The 21448-nt window shown below is 50.1% G+C and carries 17 protein-coding genes; 7 read left to right on the top strand and 10 right to left on the bottom strand.

Annotated features, from left to right (window positions below; genetic code table 11):
• Window positions 1-13 precede the first annotated feature (13 nt).
• Entirely contained in the window at window positions 14-1750 is a 1737-nt protein-coding gene (locus tag GWK09_RS08520; RefSeq protein ID WP_163692750.1) for an alpha/beta hydrolase-fold protein, read from the bottom strand.
• Window positions 1751-1873: 123 nt separating this feature from the next.
• On the opposite strand from GWK09_RS08520, the gene GWK09_RS08515 reads away from it, so the two are divergent.
• Window positions 1874-2029, top strand: coding sequence for a hypothetical protein (locus tag GWK09_RS08515; protein ID WP_163692748.1), 156 nt, complete (start codon window positions 1874-1876; stop codon window positions 2027-2029).
• 49 nt (window positions 2030-2078) lie between these two features.
• Here GWK09_RS08515 and GWK09_RS08510 read toward each other — a convergent pair whose 3' ends face one another.
• From GWK09_RS08510 to GWK09_RS08495, 4 genes are all read right to left on the bottom strand, one after another.
• Entirely contained in the window at window positions 2079-4109 is a 2031-nt protein-coding gene (locus GWK09_RS08510; protein WP_163692746.1) for a M13 family metallopeptidase, read from the bottom strand.
• Window positions 4110-4206: 97 nt separating this feature from the next.
• The gene (gene folD, locus GWK09_RS08505) at window positions 4207-5094 is read right to left on the bottom strand and encodes a bifunctional methylenetetrahydrofolate dehydrogenase/methenyltetrahydrofolate cyclohydrolase FolD (protein ID WP_163692744.1); all 888 of its coding nucleotides are present in this window, start codon (window positions 5092-5094) and stop codon (window positions 4207-4209) included.
• A gap of 75 nt (window positions 5095-5169) precedes the next feature.
• The gene (gene ffh / locus GWK09_RS08500; RefSeq protein WP_163692743.1) at window positions 5170-6501 is read right to left on the bottom strand and encodes a signal recognition particle protein; all 1332 of its coding nucleotides are present in this window, start codon (window positions 6499-6501) and stop codon (window positions 5170-5172) included.
• 141 nt (window positions 6502-6642) lie between these two features.
• Window positions 6643-8412, bottom strand: coding sequence for a hypothetical protein (locus GWK09_RS08495; RefSeq protein WP_163692741.1), 1770 nt, complete (start codon window positions 8410-8412; stop codon window positions 6643-6645).
• Window positions 8413-8536: 124 nt separating this feature from the next.
• Here GWK09_RS08495 and GWK09_RS08490 point away from each other — a divergent pair, with 124 nt between their 5' ends.
• The 3 genes from GWK09_RS08490 to GWK09_RS08480 all read left to right on the top strand — a co-directional run bounded on the left by GWK09_RS08490 (window position 8537) and on the right by GWK09_RS08480 (window position 12583).
• Entirely contained in the window at window positions 8537-9037 is a 501-nt protein-coding gene (locus tag GWK09_RS08490) for an RNA polymerase sigma factor (RefSeq protein ID WP_163692739.1), read from the top strand.
• Between the two features lie 110 nt (window positions 9038-9147).
• Window positions 9148-10056: a FecR family protein gene (locus tag GWK09_RS08485; protein WP_163692737.1), complete on the top strand. Its 909-nt coding sequence runs from the start codon at window positions 9148-9150 to the stop codon at window positions 10054-10056.
• Window positions 10037-12583 carry a TonB-dependent receptor gene (locus tag GWK09_RS08480; RefSeq protein WP_163692735.1) on the top strand — a complete coding sequence of 849 codons (2547 nt, stop codon included), beginning with the start codon at window positions 10037-10039 and terminating at the stop codon, window positions 12581-12583. The genes GWK09_RS08485 and GWK09_RS08480 overlap by 20 nt, the downstream gene beginning before the upstream one ends.
• Here GWK09_RS08480 and GWK09_RS08475 read toward each other — a convergent pair.
• Window positions 12580-13476, bottom strand: coding sequence for a Brp/Blh family beta-carotene 15,15'-dioxygenase (locus tag GWK09_RS08475; RefSeq protein WP_163692733.1), 897 nt, complete (start codon window positions 13474-13476; stop codon window positions 12580-12582). The two genes, GWK09_RS08480 and GWK09_RS08475, sit on opposite strands and share 4 nt — an antisense overlap.
• Window positions 13477-13562: 86 nt before the next feature.
• Between GWK09_RS08475 and GWK09_RS08470 the strand changes: the two genes are divergently transcribed.
• Window positions 13563-14291: a bacteriorhodopsin-like gene (locus tag GWK09_RS08470; protein WP_163692731.1), complete on the top strand. Its 729-nt coding sequence runs from the start codon at window positions 13563-13565 to the stop codon at window positions 14289-14291.
• 51 nt (window positions 14292-14342) lie between these two features.
• On the opposite strand, the gene argS is transcribed toward GWK09_RS08470, so the two are convergent.
• The gene (argS, locus tag GWK09_RS08465; protein WP_163692730.1) at window positions 14343-16127 is read right to left on the bottom strand and encodes an arginine--tRNA ligase; all 1785 of its coding nucleotides are present in this window, start codon (window positions 16125-16127) and stop codon (window positions 14343-14345) included.
• 122 nt (window positions 16128-16249) lie between these two features.
• Between argS and GWK09_RS08460 the strand changes: the two genes are divergently transcribed.
• Both GWK09_RS08460 and GWK09_RS08455 read left to right on the top strand, forming a co-directional pair.
• Entirely contained in the window at window positions 16250-16675 is a 426-nt protein-coding gene (locus GWK09_RS08460; protein ID WP_163692728.1) for a hypothetical protein, read from the top strand.
• A gap of 3 nt (window positions 16676-16678) precedes the next feature.
• Window positions 16679-18109 carry an SDR family oxidoreductase gene (locus GWK09_RS08455; protein WP_163692727.1) on the top strand — a complete coding sequence of 477 codons (1431 nt, stop codon included), beginning with the start codon at window positions 16679-16681 and terminating at the stop codon, window positions 18107-18109.
• Window positions 18110-18119: 10 nt separating this feature from the next.
• Here the strand turns inward: GWK09_RS08455 and ctlX are convergent, their stop codons facing one another.
• From ctlX to GWK09_RS08440, 3 genes are all read right to left on the bottom strand, one after another.
• A complete protein-coding gene (gene ctlX / locus GWK09_RS08450; RefSeq protein ID WP_163692725.1) occupies window positions 18120-19061 on the bottom strand; it encodes a citrulline utilization hydrolase CtlX in 942 nt (313 codons plus the stop codon).
• Window positions 19062-19153: 92 nt separating this feature from the next.
• A complete protein-coding gene (locus tag GWK09_RS08445; protein ID WP_163692723.1) occupies window positions 19154-20068 on the bottom strand; it encodes a dimethylarginine dimethylaminohydrolase family protein in 915 nt (304 codons plus the stop codon).
• A 12-nt stretch (window positions 20069-20080) separates the two neighbouring features.
• Window positions 20081-21364, bottom strand: a complete 1284-nt coding sequence (locus tag GWK09_RS08440) for a citrate synthase (protein WP_163692720.1) — start codon at window positions 21362-21364, stop codon at window positions 20081-20083.
• Between the last annotated feature and the right edge of the window lie 84 nt (window positions 21365-21448).

The raw sequence follows: 21448 nt of genomic DNA, 5'->3' as shown, positions 1-21448 counted from the left end.
CTATTTAATGATTTTAACGGTATCGCCAACTGGTCAGGTCGGCCCCAGAAGGAGCCGACTTCCAGATCCGTTCCATGATCTTGGGCACGTACATGCTGTTATACCTCAACCTGCTGATATGGTTGGGCAATTCCGGGTCTCCGTTCCAGCAGTGCTCTGCCCGGTCGCCGTATTTCACTTCCCCTTCGTAATAGGGATCTGTGGTGTTTTCCAGGAAATCCTCCATAAGATAGACCGCGTTGTTGAGGTAGTAATTGTCCATATCCCCGCAGTAGATATGGATCTTCCCCCTTAGCTTTTCGCCCAGCTTGTCCCAGTCGCGTTCCAGGATATACCTCAGGTCGTAGTTCTCCTTCCAGTATTCAGCCACCTCGTGGTCTATTTCCCCGGTCATCTTGTCCCAGATCCGCTTGGGGTATCCGTCTTCTCCCTGGGGGGAATAGGTCGCCTCCCAGATGTCCCATTGCTGGCCGGAGCGCGACTTGTCGCCCAGGACGAGTTCCAAATGGTTATTCCCCCTTACGGTACCTTGTATCTGCCCCAGGTAATCCCTGTGGGCTGGCACTTCAAGGTCCACAAAATCGCTCTTGTAGAAATAGGCGTTCTCATCTTCGTAAATGTTGGTCAGGCAGTAAGCCCTGAAGTCGATAGGATCCGGACAGGCCGCAAAGCAGCCATTGTATTCATCGGGGTATTTGACCTGCACTGCAAGGGCTTCCCACCCTCCGGTAGACCCACCGTAGAGAAAACGGGACCATCCCTCCCCTATTCCCCTGAACTGTGATTCTATAAATGGGATGAGTTCGTAGGTGATGGCATCCCCGTATGGGCCCTGGCTCGCCGAGTTCACGGCATAGGAGTCGTCGTAATAAGGCGTGGGATGTTGTATCTCGATGATGAGGAACCTGGGGAATTCAGGGTCATTCCAGCGCTTGTAAAAATCATAGGCTTCCTGCTGCTGGAGGATGTTGTAGCCTTCCACGTCGAACCTGGCGGAATAATCGGGTTCCAGGCCGGGATCGGGAGGGGTGGTCCTGAATCCCCCAAAATCAGAGGGAAAATGCCCGTGGAAGATCATGAGGGGGTACCTGGCCTCAGGGTGTTCCTTAAATCCCTTGGGCAGCAGCACATGGGCCCCCAGATACATGTCGCGTCCCCAGAACTCGGAGAGCTTTTCCGAACGAATCCTGATATGCTTGATCCATTCAGTATCCTCGGGTTCTTCTATGGGCGGGATCTTCTGATCCATACTGATATCCAGGGTTCCGATTCCGTTCTCGTCAACCGTGATCTTCCTGGGGGTACTGTACAAATTGCCTGGAGACCGGTTCCATTGCTGTCCTTCTCCGTTGTCCATGGGGAGTTTGACGGTCTGGCCCGTAGATAGGTTAAAGGTCTCATACACATGTAAAAGGGCCTGTACCCAGTATTCTCCGGGAGGTATATCCGACAGGCTGGCGATGGGATAGCCAAAGGATAAGGGATCGAAACTCAGGGATTCACCGGGTTTCATCCCCTCAACATTCATCCCGTAGATCAGTTGCGTTCCAGGGCCGTCGTTGATCTGGAACCTCGGTTCCGTCTTGTCATCCCTTGCAAACATGAGCAATAGGCGGCCGTCCATGGCCTGGGTTGATAATGAATCTTCAAAGGAGATGCCGATCTCTGAGATAGAGTGTTCTGGATCCGTCTTTTTGCAGGAGAAACACACAAATACCAGAGAAAAGAGAAGAGGAGCGAATTTTTTCATTTTATCGATAAATTTTCGATAAAAGGTACCGTTTTTTGGGAAGGTCACCAATACCAAAGGGCTTTTTTCCCCGTTTTATATAATCGGTAACTCGGTAATCCACACCTACTAAATTATTGAGCTATGAAACGACCCTATGTCCTTTATTTCCTGCTTGTGATCATCTCGATCATCTTTACCTGGAGCTGCACCAATGACGAAGGTGACAGCGACCTGGATATCCTGACCCCGAATGATACCACCCAGGCCGTACACAGGACCACAGAGATCCCCCAATAAAAAAAGCCCCCACTTGGGAGGGCTTCCTTTCGATCATTATTAGTCTTTATTACCAGATCTTGACCCGTTTTTCAGGGGCGAGGTACAGGCTGTCTCCTTCTTTTATATCGAAGGCTGAATAAAATTCAGGTACGTTGCGCACCACTCCGTTCACCCTGAAATCCGCAGGCGAATGCGGGTCTGTGCTGATCTGAACGCGAAGGGCCTCATCCCGGGCCTTGTTCCTCCAGGATTGTGCATAGCCGATAAACACTCGCTGCTCTCCCGTAAATCCGTCCATTACAGGTGCTTCCGCTCCGTCAAGGGACATCTTGTAGGCCTTCAGGGCGATGCTCAGTCCTCCGAGGTCTCCGATATTCTCACCCAGGGTGAATTCCCCGTTGATGTTGAGGCCTGGCAGTACTTCAAACTGATTGTACTGTTCCACCAGAGCGCCGGTCCTCTTCTTGAATTCCTCCTTATCCGCATCGGTCCACCAGTTTCGCATGGCTCCATCCCCGTCAAAGGTGCTTCCAGAATCGTCGAATCCATGGCCGATCTCATGGCCGATCACGGCCCCGATAGACCCGTAGTTTACGGCGTCTTCTGCATTGAGGTCAAAGAAAGGCGGTTGAAGAATGGCGGCAGGGAAGACGATCTCGTTCAGGGTGGGATTGTAATAGGCATTGACCGTCTGGGGTGTCATTCCCCACTCTTCCCGGTCTATGGGCTGCCCCAGTTTGGCCAGTTCCCGGTTGTACTCGTAGAGTTTGGATCTCCGCATATTGCCAAAGAGGTCATCTGCCTTGATCTCAAAATCGTATTCCTTCCACTTGTTGGGATAGCCGATCTTGGGGGTAAACTTGCTCAGTTTGTCCAGAGCTTCTTTCTTGGTGTCGTCACTCATCCAGTCGAGTTCCTTGATACTGACCTCATAAGCCTTAAGCAAGTTGGAAACCAGGACCTCCATGCGTTCTTTGGCCTCAGGCGGAAAGTGTTTTTTAACATAGACCTTTCCGACCACTTCACCCAGGGTGCCGTTCACGGCCGAAACGCCTCTCCTCCAGAGGGGGCGCTGTTCTTTGGTCCCGCGGAGTTCCGCACTGTAGAATTCCCAGTTCTGCCTGTCCATGGCTTCGTTAAGCCGGGAAGCATTAGCGTCAATCACGCCCCATTTCAAATAGGTCTTCCAGGTATCCATATCGGTAGATGTGATGATCCCATCCAGTGCCCTGGTATAGTCGAGCATAAGCACGCCCAGCTTTTCCTGCCCGGATAAGCCTGCTTCGCCCAGGAAGGCGGTCCAGTTGAACTTTGGCATGATGTTACCCAGGGTGTCTACGGGGAACATATTGTAGAGGGAGACCAGGTCTCTGGTCTTTTCCTTCTCCAGGTGCTTTTCCGCCAGGGTAGACTCCAGCGCCATGACCGTGCGGGCGGCCTTCTCACCTTCAGGCAGTCCGGCCAGGTCGAACATCTTCTCCACGTGCTCGAGGTATTTTGCACGGATCTCCTCAGATCTCTCATCCTCCTTCAGGTAATATTCCCTGTCTGGCAGGCCCAGGCCCGATTGCCAGGTGTATACGGTATAAATGGTCGGATCCTTGAAATCCTGGTAGACAAAAAGGCCCAGGGGTACATTGATCCCCACCTTATTGGCATAGGCAAAATAGGTTGCCAGGTCGTCGTAGTTAGACAGGGCATCGATCTTGTCGAATTCAGGTTTTAAAGGGGCCACGCCAATCTCGTTGCGTTTCTCGAAGTCGACATAGGAAGTATACAGATCCCCGACCTTCTGCTCATCGGATCCCTGGGCAAACTCACCCTGGGAAGACTCCTCGATGATCTTCTTCACATTGTCTTCGGATTCTTCGTATACGATGTAGCCAACTCCATAACTCGCCTTGTCATCGGGGATAGGGGTGTTCTTCACCCAGGCTCCGTTCACGTAGGCCGTAAAATTGTCTCCCGGGTTTACCAGCGTATCCATGTATTCCACAAGGATCCCCGAGGTGAGTTCCTTATCGGCCTTCTTCTCGGATGAACAGGAGAGCACCGACAAAACGGTGAGGGCCAACAAGCCGTAAATAGTCTTTCTCATAAAATTGATATGTTAATTAGTTCGTGAGGATTTGACTTTCAAAACCCCGTTTTGTTACACTTTGCCTTAATAAATCCCAAGGTGCTTACAGGTGGTTCTACAATGCTTTGGCCATGTGGCGTTCGCGGGCCAGGAGAGTATTTTTTAGCAACATGGCAATGGTCATTGGACCTACACCGCCCGGAACCGGGGTAATAAAAGAGGCTTTTTTCCGGACGTTCTCGTAATCCACATCCCCTGTGATGTAGTATCCCTTTTCTGCGCTTTTATCCTCCACACGGGTAATACCCACATCGATGATCACCGCCCCGGGTTTCACCATGTCTGCTTTGAGGAAATGTGGGACTCCGAGGGCGGAGATCACGATATCGGCCTGTAAGGTGAGTTCCTTGATGTTCTTTGTCCTGCTGTGGCAAAGGGTGACGGTGGCATTGGCCGCCTTTCCCTTCTGGCTCATCAGGATGCTGATAGGCCTGCCTACGATATGGCTCCGGCCTATGACCACCGCGTGTTTTCCTTCCGTTTCCACATCATACCTTCTCAGAAGTTCCATGATGCCGTAGGGGGTAGCGGAAATGAAGGTCTCCATATCCAGGGCCATTTTACCGAAGTTGGTTGGATGGAACCCATCCACGTCCTTGTCCGGGTGTACCGCCATGAGGACCTTTTGTTCGTCTATGTGCTTCGGCAGGGGGAGTTGTACGATGTACCCGTCGATCTCAGGGTCGTCGTTCAGGTCTTTGACCAGTTGCAGCAATTCCGCTTCCGTGGTCTCTTCGGGAAGGTGTTTCAGAGTGGATTCGAATCCGATGCGTTTGCAGGATCTCACCTTGCTGCCCACATAGGTCAGGCTGGCACCATCATTCCCCACGAGCACCGCCGCGAGGTGAGGCACTTTTTCGCCCCTTTCCTTCATCTGCGCCACCTCCGTGGCGATCTCATCCTTGATCTGGTTTGAGATCTTTTTACCGTCCAGTATGACCATGTGTTTTATTTTATCGTTTGTGATCTTTGAAAGCACTCAGGCGTCCTATCAGGACGAAATTTTAAAGGCTATGCCCTATCCGCGAAGGCCTCCCATCATCTGCATCATTTTCTTGCCGCCTCCGCCCTGCATCATCTTCATCATCTTGCCCATCTGGTTGAATTGCTTCAGCAACTGGTTCACGTCCTGCACACTTCTACCACTGCCCTTTGCGATGCGTTTCTTCCTGCTGGCATCCAGAATGGAGGGGTTAGACCGTTCGTCCGGGGTCATGGAATGTATGATGGCCTCTACGTGTTTAAAAGCGTCATCGTCTATATCCAGTCCTTTAAGGGCCTTTCCGGCACCCGGGATCATACCCATCAGGTCTTTCATGCTGCCCATTTTCTTGATCTGCTGGATCTGTTTCAGGAAGTCGTCAAAACCAAAGGTGTTCTTGGCGATCTTTTTCTGGATCTTCCTCGCTTCTTCCTCGTCAAACTGCTCCTGTGCGCGTTCCACGAGGGAGATGACGTCTCCCATACCCAGGATCCTGTCTGCCATCCTGTCTGGGTGGAATACATCCAGGGCATCCATCTTCTCTCCTGTCCCGATGAATTTTATGGGTTTGTTGACCACCGAGCGTATAGAGATGGCGGCCCCACCCCTGGTATCCCCGTCTAGTTTGGTAAGGATGACCCCGTCAAAGTTCAGAACATCGTTGAAGGCTTTGGCCGTATTCACAGCATCCTGCCCGGTCATCGCATCTACGACGAAAAGGGTCTCCTGCGGCTGTACGGCATCTCTGATCTGTGAGATCTCCGTCATCATGCGCTCATCTACCGCAAGTCGGCCTGCCGTATCAATGATGACCACATTCTGCCCCTGGGCCTTGGCATGTGCGATACCCGCCTTGGCCAGGGAAACCGGGTCTGAATTCTCCTTGTCGGAGTAAACGGGCACACCGATCTGATCCCCTACCACATGCAACTGATCTATAGCTGCCGGCCTGTATACGTCACAGGCCACCAGGAGGGGGTATTTGTTCTTTTTTGTCTTCAGATAATGGGCCAGCTTCCCGGAGAAGGTGGTCTTACCGGACCCTTGCAGACCGGACATCAGGATGACAGAAGGGTTACCTGAGAGGTCTATACCGGCGGCATCCCCGCCCATGAGCTCAGTGAGTTCATCCTTGACGATCTTCACCATCAACTGTCCTGGCTGGAGGGTGGTCAGTACATTCTGGCCCAGGGCCTTATCCCTGACCTTGTTGGTAAATTCCTTGGCGATCTTGAAATTGACGTCTGCATCGAGCAAAGCCCTCCTCACTTCCTTGGTGGTCTCCGCCACATTGATCTCTGTGATCTGCCCATGGCCCTTGAGGACGTGCAGGGCCTTATCCAGTTTCTCGCTTAAGTTGTCGAACATATCTGCTTTGCCTTTAGAGGAATGCAAATTTAACAATTGGATCGGGATCAGGGAAGCCCGGTGTCTTAAAATGCAAAGAAAAAGGGCCGCTTCTCTGCGAAGCGGCCCTGTTCTCAATTAAATGGGGCTAAAAAGGGGTACTTAAGGCTTTTCGAAGACCAGCACCTCATAACTTGCGTTAGACTCGCTGTAGCTTTTCAGCTCGATTCGGTTTGAGGTCATGGATACAAAGTCCCAGTCGTCAGTAAGAGCTGCAAGGGAACCTTCGATGCCAGCATTCAGGTATACCTTGAGTTTGCCGTCGCTGTTCCTCAGCACCCTCCAGATACCTGGTTGGGTGGTCCCTGTATCTCCCAGGGTAATGCTCATGACATGCTCGGGGCCGAAGACAAAGGAGTAGGGCATGAAATTCTGGGTCTCATCCACTTCACCTTTACTGTAACGGGCCACCATCCATTCACCGCCCATCATCACATTGCGGATCTCCAGTACATCTCCGTCCACATTGGCAGGATCGTCTTCGCAAACTCTTTGGACAACCAGTTCATAGGCAGTTCCTTCTATATTGAACTTCAGCCTGTCATTCCGGAGGTCGCTCAGCAGCCACTCGAAGTTGAGGGTGGGTTCGTTGCCAAACTCAAGGGCCAGTACCAGCCTGCCCTGGGCATTGGTGGTGATCACCCAGGATCCTTCAGACACGTTGATCCCGTTGCTTAAAGTTACCACACCTTCGGCCATAAACTTGAATTCGTATCCGATCATCCTTTCCACTTCATCGCCGTTGATGAGTACCTTTTTGATCACCCAGGCACACTCCCTCAGGATCTCACGAAGGGTATTGGGATCGTCATTGAAGACATCACAGACCGATTTCAGGATAATCTTGTTCCCACCTTCGGCGTACAATTTGATCTTGCCGGGTTCTATCTCGTATACAAACCACTCCAGGTTGAAGTCGACAAGGATATCGAACTGCAGGTTCAGCAGCACGCCTCGATCGGTGATCCTGGTGTTCCAGGTTCCGTTCAGCACATTACCAAGACGGTCTTTCACGGTTACGGCACCATCTTCGGTAAAGTTCATCAGGTACTCGAAGTACTGATCAGTCTGGCTGATAGCGTCACGCTGTACTTCACGGACCAACCAGGGACATTCGGTGATGAGATTGTTAAACCTTTCCAGGGTGAAATCGTCGTCATTGTAGTCATTATCATCATCCTCATCGCATGCTTCCTTGGCGTTTTCGATAGCCACGGCCAGTTCGGCATTGCTGTTCACAGTGATCTGTGTACCGTCATAGAGTTCGAGGGTCACAGGAAAGTCGATGCTGATAAGATCGTTTTCATCCAGGCCTTTGAAGAAAAGCCTCAGTTCTTCGTCGCTGTTCACGGTAACACTTCCTGTTTGCTGTTCGTTGATATCGAAGGTATACAGGGTGATGGGGTAAACGAAATCGATACACTCAATATCGTCATCGGCTCCACCTTCCACACATTCTTCGGCCAGGGCCCGTAACTCTTCTAAATTGTTGATCACAATCTGTGAGTAATCGCTGTAGGTGATCGTGACGGGGAAGAGGATCTCCAGCACGTTCACATCATCGTCAATAGCATCGAAGATCTCCTCAATTACCTGCAGGTCTTCACGGGAATCGATAGTGATCTGTATGCCGTTCACTTCAACCGTATAGGGGAAATTAAGGGCAAAACAGCTGGCACCATCCACAATATTGTCAAAGGACCCGTCATTGGCTGCGGTCCTTTCGATCAGTTTCGCAGTGGTTGAACTGGCCATAAGAGTCTGTTGCTCATCCGGCTGCGGAAGTTCTTCAAATTCTTCCTGACAGGACGTCACCATCAGTGTCGCCATAAACAGTAGGGAAAACACTGAATACTTAAATACATTTTTCATAACGATTTGGATTTTTTGTTGTTTGTACACAGATGAAACAGTTCTCAGTTTAAAAACCCTACCCCTTTTTTTAATTTTTTTAAAATATCTTTGAGGAACGCCAATCAAATAAGCCGATTACTTTATGGACAATGTTTGTGAAGAACAGGTCTTCAATTCCATCTTCAGGGCCCATTCAAAAACGATCTTTAATTACATATATTATAAATATGGGAATGAAGAGAAGGCCTATGACGCTGTGCAGGAGGCTTTTGTGAAGCTGTGGGAGAATTGCGCCAAGGTAATCCCGGAGAAAGCCAAGGCCTTTGTCTACAAAGTGGCCAACAACCTTTATCTGAATGTGCTGAAAGCGGAAAAGGTCAGATTGAAATACGCCGAAAAGGCGCCTAAGAATCCCAATGCGGAATCCCCGGAGTTCCTGATGGAGGAAAAACAGTTCAAGGAGAAACTGGACCGTGCCCTGGACAGTCTTCCGGAAAACCAGAGAACGGTCTTCCTGCTCAACAGGATCGATGGAAAAAAGTATACGGAGATCGCCGAGATGGAAGGGGTGAGTGTAAAGGCGATCGAAAAAAGGATGCACCTGGCCCTGAAGACCCTGAGGGAACAGATCGATGGGATATGATGAATAATACGCGTCAACCAAAGGGATTAAGGGAAGGGGAAAAAAAAATATCGACCAACGGTAGGGTTTTTTTACCCTTGGATGTTATATAGGAGTAAAGGATAGAAATCATGCAGGAAAATTACCTGGCCAAGTGGCTCAACAACGAACTCAGCGATGAGGAACTGGCTGCCTTCAAGCAAACGGAGGAGTACGCTTCCTACGAGAAGATCGCCAGGACTTCAGAGGCCCTGAGCCCTCCATCCTTTGATATGGACAGAGCCCTTGCTGATCTCCGGGAAAGGAAAGGATCAGAGGTCAGGGTGGTCCGTATGCGTCCAAGGCGCTACCTCATGCAGATCGCAGCAGCAATTACGGTACTTATCGCAGCCAGTGTATTTTATATCTCTACCCTGGATGAGACTTTCAGTGCGGCCTATGCACAGCGCACGGAGGTCGTTCTCCCCGATGCCTCGGAAGTGATCCTGAATGCCGGATCCGAGTTGTCTTTCAGCGAACGGAATTGGGAAAAAGAACGCAAACTCACCCTGGAAGGGGAGGCGTTTTTCAAAGTGGCCAAGGGAGAAAAGTTTACGGTGAGGACCGATGTAGGATCTGTAAGTGTCCTGGGAACTCAGTTCAATGTAAAAAGCAGGAATGGTTATTTCGAGGTGACCTGTTACGAGGGCCTCGTAAGCGTAGACCACAAAGGAAGGCAAATGAAGCTGCCTGCAGGGTCCTCTTTTCTGGTCATCAACGGAGAAGTAAAAGACGTGCAGGCACCTATGACGACAGAACCTACCTGGGTCAATGACGAGAGTAGTTTCAGAAGTATTCCCCTGTCATTCGTACTGAAAGAGTTTGAGAGACAGTTCAATGTGAGGGTAGAGACCCAAAACGTTGATCTCAGTGAACTTTTTACGGGTAGTTTCAGCAACACGAATATGAATTTGGCGTTACAGAGTATAAGTACTCCTTCTCAAATAAGCTTTACCTTAGAGGGGAACAAAGTGCTCTTTTATGGAGATAAGACGCCTTAAGAGATTCTTTTTTTGCTTCTCCTTCCTTTTGTTTTTCCTCGCTACCGGCCTGGGACAGGAAGGGAATAGGCTCTCCCTGATCTCCTACCTCCAACAACTCGAACAGGAATTCAATGTGAAATTCTCCTATGTGGACGAGGATTTGACGGACATCGAGATCGACCCCCCGGATGGATCGGACCTCTCGCTTATCCTGGAAACCCTGGAAGAGTTAACCCGACTCAGAATTGAGAAACTTTCTGACCGGTATTACAGCATCGTCCTGAGCACTACCGTAGACATCTGCGGTTTTGTATTTGATAATTATGGGAAAAACACCATTCCGGGTGCCTCGGTGGAAGTATTGGGCAGCAGTACGGCACTGGTCACGGATATGGATGGAAGATTCACCCTTACCAATGTGCCCAGGGATGCAAACCTGCGCATCCGGTTCCTTGGGTTTAAACCCCGATATATAGCGGCCTCCGAATTGAGCGGAAACGATTGCCCTTCCCTTTTAATGGCCCTCAGCTACCAGGAATTACAGGAAGTGGTGGTATATCAGTTCCTGACCACGGGTCTGACCCGGGAAACAGACGGCAGCATCCTGTTGAGCACAGAGGATTTCGGGATCCTGCCGGGCCTCTCGGAGCCAGACATCCTGCAGACCGTACAGGCCCTGCCCGGGATCAAAAGTATAGATGAGACCGTTTCCGATATCAACATTCGCGGTGGTACCAACGACCAGAACCTCATCCTGTGGGATGGGATCAAGATGTACCAGTCCGGGCATTTCTTCGGCCTTATATCGGCCTTTAACCCCTACCTCACGGAGAAGGTCACCGTGATCAAGAACGGGACCAGCGCCCAGTACGGAGACGGGGTAAGCGGGATCATCAGTATGGAGACCCGGGACGAGGTGCAGGACCGCATCTCCGGAGGAGGGGGTTTTAACCTGATCAGCGGGGATTTGTACGGCCATGTTCCCCTCTCTGACAGAATCGCCCTGCAGTTTTCCGGCCGCAGGTCCGTCACGGATTTTCTGAATACACCCACCTATAATCAGTTCTTTGACAGGGCATTCCAGGATACGGAGGTCAAAGGGGGCGGTGGAGCGGATGAGGCAATTGACAGGGATGAGAACTTTTATTTTTATGACTTTACCGGAAAACTGCTATACGATATAAACGAGGATCACAAACTGAGGGTCAGTGCGATCTACATCAACAACACTCTGGATTACCTTGAGAGCAACCAGAACACGGGGAGATCTGATCAGAGTCTGCTAGACCAGACCAATTTTTCTTTAGGTGGCAGGCTGGCCAGCCGCTGGTCCGACCGATTTTCAACCCAGATAAGTGCCTACCTCACCCGCTATAACCTGGATGCCCGGAACATAACCGCAAACGGGGAGCAATCCCTCTTCCAGAACAACCAGGTACTGGAATCCTCCTTTAAGGTGAACACGAGATACACGCTTACGGATCAATTCCATTTCAGGAATGGTTACCAGTTCACGGAGGTCGGCATCACGAATTTTACCAATGTGACCCAGCCGCCTTTCAATAGCAATATCAAAGGGGTGATCCGGATGCACGCCCTTTTCAGTGAGCTGGAATACGGTTCTGAGGACGGAAAATTGGACGTGATCGGGGGTGCGAGACTCAACTATATCGAGAACCTGGGGACCTTTGAAGAGATCATCCTGGAACCCCGGTTAAATATGAGTTATATGCTCTGGCCCGATTTCCGGTTCGAAATCCAGGGGGAATTCAAGAACCAGGTCACCAATCAGGTTGTCGACCTCGAACAGAATTTCCTGGGGATAGAGAAAAGGAGATGGATCCTCTCCGATGAGGATATCCTGCCAGTGACCCGAAGCAAGCAGGGATCCGTGGGCTTTAACTACGACAAGAACCGGTGGTTCATAGGCCTGGAAGGATTTTTCAAGGAAGTAAAGGGGATCAGCACCTCCACCCAGGGGTTTCAGAACGAGGATCAATTCGATGGGGAGATCGGCAGCTATACCATACGGGGGGCGGAATTTCTGGTCAATTACAAGAACAACAGGTTCAGCAGCTGGGCGAGCTATGCCTACAACAAGAATACCTATTATTTTGAGGACATCACCCCTTCAGAATTCCCCAATAATTTGGACATTACCCATACCGCTACCCTGGCCACGACCTATAACTACCGGGACCTTAAACTGGGTTTCGGCCTGAATTACAGGACGGGAAAGCCTTTCACCAAACCCCGGGAAGGAAACAGTCCCATTGATATCACGGTCTTCCCTAACAGGATCATTTACGAAAGCCCCAACAGCAGCCGGTTGCCCGATTACCTCAGGGCAGACGCCTCCCTGATCTACTCCTTTGACCTCGACAGTAAGATTAGGGCTACCGCGGGAATTTCTGTACTCAATATTTTCGGAAAGCGAAATGTGCTGAACACCTATTATCGACTCAATGACCAGAACGAGATCGAAACCGTGGAGAGTATCTCCCTGGGCCTGACCCCTAACGCGAGTTTCAGGGTCAGTTTTTAAGAACGGTTGAGTCGGTTCATCACGATCACGTGCGGAAAGGTAATGGCCGCCAGGAAGTAGATCATGATGGAAAGGAAAAGGCCCTGCCTGTCCTGGAAGAGGTAATACATCCCTGCGAGGCCCACCATAGAGACGATCCAGTACAACAAAGAGGTCTTGAAATAAGCCAGTAAAGAACTTTTGGAAATTTTACCGTAAAGGAACCTGGTCTGGTCCATCAGGGAGGGGATGCTGTGCCAGATCACGAAATAGATACTGAAGGCCCATATCAGCGAAGCGGTCTTGAACACGATAAAGAAGACGGCCAGGTAGAAGAGTTCCTTAACCATGTTCACCTTGATCTCTCCCCTGGCCAGCCACCAAAAATAGATGGCCATAAATACTGCGAAAGAAGCTGTCAGAGTATACAGATAGAATTCTGTCGGTATTTCAAGGCCGGTGATCTGGTAGATGATGGGAGAGACCTCTTCGGCCTGGCAATAAAAAAGCAGAAAAAAGATGACCATGCCGTAACTGCCAAAGAAGGGATATGACAAAGTCGATTTCCCGGTCTGGGAGGCCCAGTGCTGTTCCCCGAAATGATAGCTGCTGGCAAGGATGAAGAATCCCAGGGCCAGAGTGGGAAAAAAGGAAAAGAACAATACCGTGAACAAGATCACAGAAATATAGCTGCCCAGGGCCCGCAGGAAAAAACCCTTTCTCGAATTCCCAGAGGTCTGTTGTATGAGTTTGAGATCGTTTGACCCGTGAAGGATCCCGAAGGTGAAAATGAGGAAATAGGAAAGAACAGCCTCAGCCTTTACATCAAAATAGACAGAGATCCAGAGCGAGAAAAACGTCGCGACGATCATAAAACTGCTGAAAGTGTTAATATTTTGTTGTTTTTTTTCCAAATCCCTAAAATTCTACCCTCAAATTTATGAAATAATGTTCAACTTTTACTACATTTGGTTAAACAAAATTAACTAATTCTATTTCTATGGAAAATTTTTTAGCATCAATTTCACTGGTTTCCAAGTTGGCGACCAATGACTATGTAGGGTTTACCTTCTTCGTTGGCTGTATGGCCATGATGGCGGCCTCTGCATTTTTCTTTTTGTCGATGAACAGCTTCGACAAGAAGTGGAGAACTTCAATCCTGGTTTCGGGATTAATTACTTTCATTGCTGCAGTGCACTACTGGTACATGAGGGATTACTGGGCAGGTTTCGCCGAGTCGCCTACCTTCTTCCGCTATGTGGACTGGGTTCTTACCGTACCCCTGATGTGCGTTGAATTCTTCCTGATCCTCAGAGTGGCAGGTGCCAAGAAATCCCTGATGTGGAAGCTTATTGCTGCCTCTGTGGTCATGCTGGTTACCGGATACTGGGGAGAAGCTGTAGACAGGGACAACGCCTGGCTTTGGGGTCTGATCTCTGGTCTTGCTTACTTCTGGATCGTGTACGCTATCTGGTTTGGTGAGGCCAAGAAACTGGCGGTAGATGCTGGTGGAGCCGTACTTAGTGCCCACAAGACTCTCTGCTGGTTTGTACTCGTAGGATGGGCTATCTATCCTATCGGTTACATGGCCGGAACTCCAGGGTGGTACGAAGGTATCTTTACCGGCTTGAACATGGACGTTATCTACAACATCGGTGACGCAGTGAACAAAATCGGCTTCGGACTTGTGATCTACGGCCTGGCTGTAGCTCAGAGCTCTGAAAAATAATTTTCCTGAGAACAAATATTTATAAAGACCGCCTCCGGGCGGTCTTTTTCTTTACATACGGTCCGGCACCTGTATGCCCAAAAGTGCAAAAGCAGATCGGATCACCTCGGCCACCACGGCAGAGAGGTGCACCCTGAAATCCCTCACCTTTAGATCCTCTTCCCCCAGGATGGATACCTGCTGATAGAAGGAGTTGAATTCCTTGACCAGGTCATAGGTATAATTGGCAATAAGAGCCGGACTGAATTGCTCGGCCGCTTCCTGCACCACTTCAGGGTATACCAGCAATTGTTTTACCAATTCCCTCTCTTTTGGGTGAATAGGATTCCTGTATTTTGTTGAATTTTTACCAAACTTTTCCTTATCAAAATTCGCTTTCCTCAAAATAGACTGTATCCTGGCGTAGGTATATTGAATAAAAGGGCCTGTATTCCCCTGGAAGTCCACTGACTCCTCCGGGTTGAACAGAATTCGCTTTTTGGGGTCGACCTTCAGTATGAAATACTTCAGGGCCCCAAGGCCTATAATGCGGTATAGTTCCTTTTTCTCCTCCTCTGAGTACCCGTCGAGTTTGCCCAGTTCCCTGGAGATCTCCTCGGCCGTTTGGGCCATGTCCTCTATGAGGTCGTCCGCGTCCACCACCGTGCCTTCCCTGCTCTTCATTTTACCTTCCGGCAGGTCTACCATGCCGTAGCTCAGGTGGTACAGGTGATCTGCCCATGTAAATCCCAGTTTTTTCAGGATGAGGAACAACACCTTGAAATGATAGTCCTGTTCATTCCCTACCGTGTAGACCATCCCGCTGATATCGGGAAAATCCTTCACGCGCTGTATGGCGGTCCCAATGTCCTGGGTCATATACACAGCTGTTCCATCCGCCCTGAGTACGATCTTCTCGTCCAGCCCGTCTTCCGTGAGGTCTATCCAGACGCTTCCGTCATCCTTGCGGTAAAAAACACCCTTCCTGAGCCCTTCTTCCACCACTTCCTTTCCCAGGAGATAGGTATCGCTCTCGTAATAAAGCCGGTCAAAATCAACTCCCAGTCGGGCATAGGTCTCCTCAAAACCCTTATACACCCACGAATTCATGGTCTTCCACAGGGAGACCACCTCCTTATCCCCGGCTTCCCATTGCCTGAGCATCTCCTGGGCTTCCAGAAGGATAGGCGCCTGCTGTTCGGCTTCTTCCCTGCTCCTGCCTTGCTTCACCAACTCGTCGACCTGTTTTTTATAGGCCTTGTCAAAGGCGACATAGTAATTGCCTACCAGCTTATCCCCTTTTAGACCGGAGGATTCAGGCGTTATCCCTTCACCGAACTTCTGCCAGGCGAGCATACTCTTGCAGATATGGATGCCGCGATCGTTGATGATCTGTGTTTTGTAGACCTTTTTGCCGGAAGCCTTGAGGATCTCGGCCACAGAGTACCCGAGGAGGTTATTCCGGATGTGACCCAGATGCAGGGGCTTGTTCGTGTTGGGAGAGGAATATTCTACCATCACAGCCCCTTTGTCCTGTGAAGGGGCCTTTCCGTACTCCTCCTCGGCCAGGATTCTGGAGAATGCCTCCAGATAATATTCGTCTGAAAGGGTAAGGTTCAGAAAGCCTTTGATCACATTAAACCGGGACACTTCGGGCACGGCTCCGATCAAATGGTTCCCGATGGCCTCTCCGATCTTTTCAGGATTACCTTTCACAAACCGCAACATAGGAAAGATCACCACGGTGATATCTCCTTCAAAATCCTTGCGTGTAGGTTGTAATTCGACCGAAGGAAGCTCTACCCCGAAAAGGGCGATTACTGCTTCTTTGGTCTTCCTTATCAGTTCGTGTTCCATATTCCCGGGCTGACCCTTATTAAAGTTGCAAAACTACGTATTTTTTGAGCTTTTATAATCTCCTTAATAAGGATTCCCCAAGGATTTCGGTAACTTTAACCCGCTACAGAAAAAGAAAATACATGTTAGTAAACGTTTCCTACAACAACAAAGAACTCATCCGGAAGATCGATGAGGAAGTGGGCAAACCCTTTCCCCTGAAAGACCGCTGGGCCATGGGAGGCATAGGTTCCCCGAAACTGTTCATCACCGAGGCCAGTGTGGAGATACGAAACCTACTCATCCTTGACAATAACCTCGACAGCTGCAATATCGAGATCAGACCCAAGGGCGTGATCGTCAGGTTCCGATCCCTCCTGGAGACCTTCGCCCTGGTGATTCCATTTTACAAACTCACCCTTTATAAAGGCGATCTGGCGGTATACTCCATCTATCGCGACCACCATTTTATCAAGGTACGATCAGATACCAAAGCGGTCCAGAAATTCTTTAAAAAACTGATGGACTACAAGGCCGATACCGCACCGACTCACATAGACGACCTCTGATTTATGAAGATACTTCTGACTGGTGCCAACGGATACATCGGGATGCGCTTGCTTCCCAGGCTCCTCGAAATGGGCCATGAAGTGGTGTGCGCCGTTCGGGACAAAAAACGGCTTTCTGTGGATGAGGATACCCTGGAGAAGATAGAGGTCGTGGAGGTCGATTTCCTGAATGAGGTAAAAGAAGGGCTCCTTCCGGCAGACATCGATGCCGCTTACTACCTGATACACTCTATGAGTTCGTCTACGGACGACTTCGATGAAAAGGAGGCAATATCCGCAGAGACATTCAACAGCTATCTAAAGGGTACCCACGTGAAACAGGTGGTCTACCTCAGCGGGATCGTCAACGAGGAAAAACTGTCCAAACACCTGAGGTCGAGGAAAAATGTGGAGGACATCCTCTACCAGGGAGGGTATCACCTGACCGTACTGAGGGCAGGGATCATCGTTGGGTCGGGAAGTTCTTCCTTTGAGATCATACGCGACCTGTGTGAAAAACTTCCGGTCATGATCACACCAAAATGGGTGCTGACCCGGACGCAGCCCATTGGGATCCGGGATGTGATCAATTTCCTGACCGGTGTCCTGGGGAGGGAAGACACCTATGATACGTCTTTCGATATAGGGGGCAAAGACATACTCACCTACAAAGAGATGCTCCAGCAATACGCCAAAGCGAGGGGATTCAAGAACTATATCCTAACCGTTCCTGTGATGACCCCCAAACTTTCTTCCTACTGGTTGTACTTTGTCACTTCCACTTCCTACAAACTGGCCGTGAACCTGGTAGACAGCATGAAAATGGAGGTGGTGGCCAGGGACAACCGCCTGCAGGAACTCCTGGGTCTGGAAACTCATACCTACATGGAAGCCATTGACATGGCGTTTAAAAAGATCGAACAGAACCTGGTGGTCAGCAGCTGGAAGGACAGCATGATCAGCGGCAGGTTCCAGAAAAATCTGGAAAAATACATTCAGGTTCCGAAATACGGTGTGTTAAAGGACGAGAAGAAGCTAAAGGTGGATGATCCGGACGCTGTTCTTCGGAATATTTGGCGCATCGGGGGAGAACAGGGATGGTATTACGGGAACTGGCTGTGGAAGATACGCGGCTTTCTCGACAAACTGACCGGGGGAGTTGGACTCCGAAGGGGCCGGACTCATCCGGACAAGATCTATCCGGGAGATTCCCTGGATTTCTGGCGGGTATTGCTGGCAGACAAAAAAGCAAAACGCCTGCTTCTCTTCGCTGAAATGCGACTTCCCGGTGAAGCCTGGCTGGAGTTCAGGATAGACAAGGACTCCGTACTGCATCAGACCGCCACCTTCAGACCCAAAGGGCTCCGGGGGAGGCTTTACTGGTATGCCATCCTACCATTTCACTACTTTATCTTCGGGGGAATGATCCGAAACATCGCCAAGACAAGATCCTGATTACGGGGTTTTAGGACAACACCCGGGTCCTCGGGAGGAATACCTCTGCCATCATACAACGCGCACTCCCTCCACCACAGGTCTCGATGGTGTCGAGCGGACTATGAATGATCTCGCAATGGCGCTGGATGGCCTCCAGCTGTTCCTGATTCAGGCTGTTGTATGCCGCTGTACTCATCACCAGGTAGCGTTTATCCGCTTTCCCTATGACCTGCAGCATGTTTCCCGCAAAGTTTTGTTCCTGCACCTCCGTAATAGCGATGATCTCCTTCCCGTCTCCCCGGAGGTGGTCTACCACGTTCTTGCGTTCCTTTTTGTCGTCGATGGAATCCAGACAGATCACCGCAAAGGTCTCACCCACACACATCATCACATTGGTGTGGTAGATGGGCAGGCGCTGGCCGTCTACCGACTGGTAGGCAGTAAAGATCACGGGGGTACATTCCATGTCTTCGCAGAATTCAATGAAAAGGCCTTCATCTGCCCTTGGAGAAAGGGCGCAATAAGCCTTCTGGTGATCCCTGTCCATGATGATACTTCCCGTACCCTCCAGGAAAAGCCCGTCTTCCTCGGCAGAAGTATAATCAACCACGTTTCGGATCTCGAAACCCTTTTCCTCGAGGATATCGAGTACGTCCTCCCTCCGTTCCCTTCTCCGGTTTTCGGCGAACATGGGATATAAGCCTACCGTTCCGTTGGCGTGGAAGGAGATCCAGTTGTTGGGAAAGATGGAATCCGGGGTATCCCTTTCAAAGATATCGTCCACTACGATCACCTCCACCCCTTTAGCTCTCAGGGCAGTGACAAAATCGTCGAATTCCTTTTGAGCCCTGAGGTTGATGGTTTGGTTCTTGATATCCAAATCCTCCTGGAAATAGTTATTTACGGCGGTTTCCTCATTCATCCGGAAACGCACGGGCCTGACCATGAGAATAGTGTTGGTGATCTGCATGAAGTGGTCTGATTTCAGGTCAAAGTTACTCCTTAAACGGATACATTATTCTGAATTGGAGAAGAAAATTATACTGCCGGGATGGATCCAACCTATTCCCTGACCAGCGGCAGGGTACTGCACCTGAGCAGGCCTTCCTGTTTGCCTATTTCATAATAAGGCACCTCTTCAACGGTAAAACCCCGGTCGCGCAGCCAGGTGTTGAGCCTGGTAAACGACCTCTCGGAAACGATCACATCCGGTGAAATGGAGAAGACATTGCTGAACATTTGATACATCTCCTCGTTGCTGATCTCGAATACGTTCTCGCGGCCGAAGTAATCCAGAAGCCACTGGTACTCTTCTTCAACCAGGAAACCATTTTTGTGGAGGATGGCCTTATCTCTGCCAATGGGTTGGAAGCAGCAATCCAGATGCAAGGCGTTTTGCCGGGCATCCGTATTCGATTTTCTCAGGTCGAAGGATTTGATCACCTTATGCGGAAACTGTTCCTGCAGATAGGCCACGGCTGCCGTATTGGTCCTGGCCGTGATATAACTGGCATAGTCTTCCCCCCGGTAGGTGCCCACAAAGATATATTCCTTCCAGGGCATTACATCTCCACCTTCCACGTGTACCGATGGAGGAGGAACAAGGATTTTATCCGGGTCTATCACATCCAGGACATGGAGGATGGCCTCGAACTCCTTTTCCCGCTCTGGCAATATATTGGCCTTAATGAGTTTATCTTCGATGACAAAAGCGATATCCCTCGAAAAGATCTGGTTGCAATCTTCTATAACCTCCGGCCTGAATACTCGCACCCCATGCTTCTTCAAGACAGCATCAAAAGCAGCCATTTCCCTGACCATGTCTTCTTCTATTGGATAGGTACCGGCCAGGATATGTTCCAGGGATTTGGGATCATAGGCTTCCTCAGGTCTGGGAATCGGGCCAGAACTTTCAGCTCTGCCCAATACCACGGCCTTCAGAGGAGATGTTTCATCTCTTACATTGAGTTGTAGCATGCAGAGGGGGGTCTAACGCTTGTTAAGAGGCACAAAAGGTCTTTGGTTTTCGCCTATGTAGACCTGTCTTGGCCGGCCGATAGGTTCGCCTCTCAATCGCATTTCACGCCATTGGGCGATCCATCCGGGCAGCCTTCCCATGGCGAACATGACGGTAAACATCTCGGTCGGTATACCCAGGGCCCGGTAGATGATTCCCGAATAGAAATCGACATTAGGATACAGCTTGCGGTCTACGAAGTAAGGATCTTCCAGGGCCACTTTTTCGAGTCCTTTGGCGATGGATAATATGGGATCCTCAATCCCCAGGTCCCCCAGCACCTCATCGGCAGCGCGCTTGATGATCTTGGCACGGGGATCGAAGTTTTTGTACACCCTGTGGCCAAAGCCCATCAACCTGAAAGGGTCATTCTTATCCTTGGCCTTGTTCATGTATTTCTGGGTGTCTCCTCCATCGGCCGCGATCGCCTCGAGCATCTCCAAAACAGCCTGGTTCGCGCCTCCGTGCAGTGGGCCCCACAGAGCCGAAATCCCTGCGGAAAGAGAAACGAACAGCCCTGCGTGTGAAGAGCCGGTGATTCGAACCGTAGAGGTAGAGCAATTCTGCTCGTGATCTGCATGGAGGATCAACAACTTGTCGAGGGCCTCAATGACGACCTTGTTCTTTACGTATTCCTTGCTGGGCCTCTTGAACATCATCTTATGGAGGTTTTCCACATAGCCCAGGGAGTCATCCCCATAATCCAGGGGCAATCCTTTTTGCTTGCGCATGGTCCAGGCCACCAGTACCGGGAATTTGGCCATGATCCGGATGATGGCATGGTACATATCCTTTTCTGAAGTGACGTTGACCGAAGAAGGGTTAAAGGCGATCAGGGCACTGGTCAAAGAGGAAAGCACGCCCATGGGGTGGGCAGATTTAGGAAAGGCATCCAGGATCTTCTTCATCTCTTCATCCACGTGAGATTCCTGCTTGATGTCTTCGTGGAACTGCTTCAATTGCTGTTTATTGGGAAGTTCCCCGAAGATGAGGAGGTAGGCTACTTCCAGAAAATCGGCCTTATCGGCCAACTCCTCAATGTTGTACCCCCTGTAGCGCAATATGCCCTTTTCTCCATCCAGATAAGTAATGGCACTTTCACAGGAACCCGTATTCTTGTATCCCGGATCCAGGGTGATCATACCCGTGGTCGATCTCAGGGTTTTAATATCGATCGCCAGTTCTTTTTCGGTACCTTCCACCACGGGAAATTCGTATTTCTTCCCTTCGTATTCGAGTGTTGCTTTATCTTTCATGGAGATGTTTTTGGTAATGTTTAGACAGAGTGATAAAGATAGGAAAAAGGGGCCTTCTTAACAATTATTGAACAGGGCATTCTA

Source organism: Muriicola jejuensis, assembly GCF_010671595.1.
Taxonomy (GTDB): Bacteria; Bacteroidota; Bacteroidia; order Flavobacteriales; family Flavobacteriaceae; genus Muriicola; species Muriicola jejuensis.
The sequence above is the reverse complement of the archived record's forward strand: the minus strand, read 5'-3'. Positions and strand labels throughout refer to the sequence as shown.

Coding starts and splice junctions, on each gene's coding strand:
- GWK09_RS08520 (WP_163692750.1), bottom strand. CDS start 1,750: ATGAAAAAATTCGCTCCTCTTCTCTTTTCTCTGGTATTTGTGTGTTTC.
- GWK09_RS08515 (WP_163692748.1), top strand. CDS start 1,874: ATGAAACGACCCTATGTCCTTTATTTCCTGCTTGTGATCATCTCGATC.
- GWK09_RS08510 (WP_163692746.1), bottom strand. CDS start 4,109: ATGAGAAAGACTATTTACGGCTTGTTGGCCCTCACCGTTTTGTCGGTG.
- folD (WP_163692744.1), bottom strand. CDS start 5,094: ATGGTCATACTGGACGGTAAAAAGATCTCAAACCAGATCAAGGATGAG.
- ffh (WP_163692743.1), bottom strand. CDS start 6,501: ATGTTCGACAACTTAAGCGAGAAACTGGATAAGGCCCTGCACGTCCTC.
- GWK09_RS08495 (WP_163692741.1), bottom strand. CDS start 8,412: ATGAAAAATGTATTTAAGTATTCAGTGTTTTCCCTACTGTTTATGGCG.
- GWK09_RS08490 (WP_163692739.1), top strand. CDS start 8,537: ATGGACAATGTTTGTGAAGAACAGGTCTTCAATTCCATCTTCAGGGCC.
- GWK09_RS08485 (WP_163692737.1), top strand. CDS start 9,148: ATGCAGGAAAATTACCTGGCCAAGTGGCTCAACAACGAACTCAGCGAT.
- GWK09_RS08480 (WP_163692735.1), top strand. CDS start 10,037: ATGGAGATAAGACGCCTTAAGAGATTCTTTTTTTGCTTCTCCTTCCTT.
- GWK09_RS08470 (WP_163692731.1), top strand. CDS start 13,563: ATGGAAAATTTTTTAGCATCAATTTCACTGGTTTCCAAGTTGGCGACC.
- argS (WP_163692730.1), bottom strand. CDS start 16,127: ATGGAACACGAACTGATAAGGAAGACCAAAGAAGCAGTAATCGCCCTT.
- GWK09_RS08460 (WP_163692728.1), top strand. CDS start 16,250: ATGTTAGTAAACGTTTCCTACAACAACAAAGAACTCATCCGGAAGATC.
- GWK09_RS08455 (WP_163692727.1), top strand. CDS start 16,679: ATGAAGATACTTCTGACTGGTGCCAACGGATACATCGGGATGCGCTTG.
- ctlX (WP_163692725.1), bottom strand. CDS start 19,061: ATGCAGATCACCAACACTATTCTCATGGTCAGGCCCGTGCGTTTCCGG.
- GWK09_RS08445 (WP_163692723.1), bottom strand. CDS start 20,068: ATGCTACAACTCAATGTAAGAGATGAAACATCTCCTCTGAAGGCCGTG.
- GWK09_RS08440 (WP_163692720.1), bottom strand. CDS start 21,364: ATGAAAGATAAAGCAACACTCGAATACGAAGGGAAGAAATACGAATTT.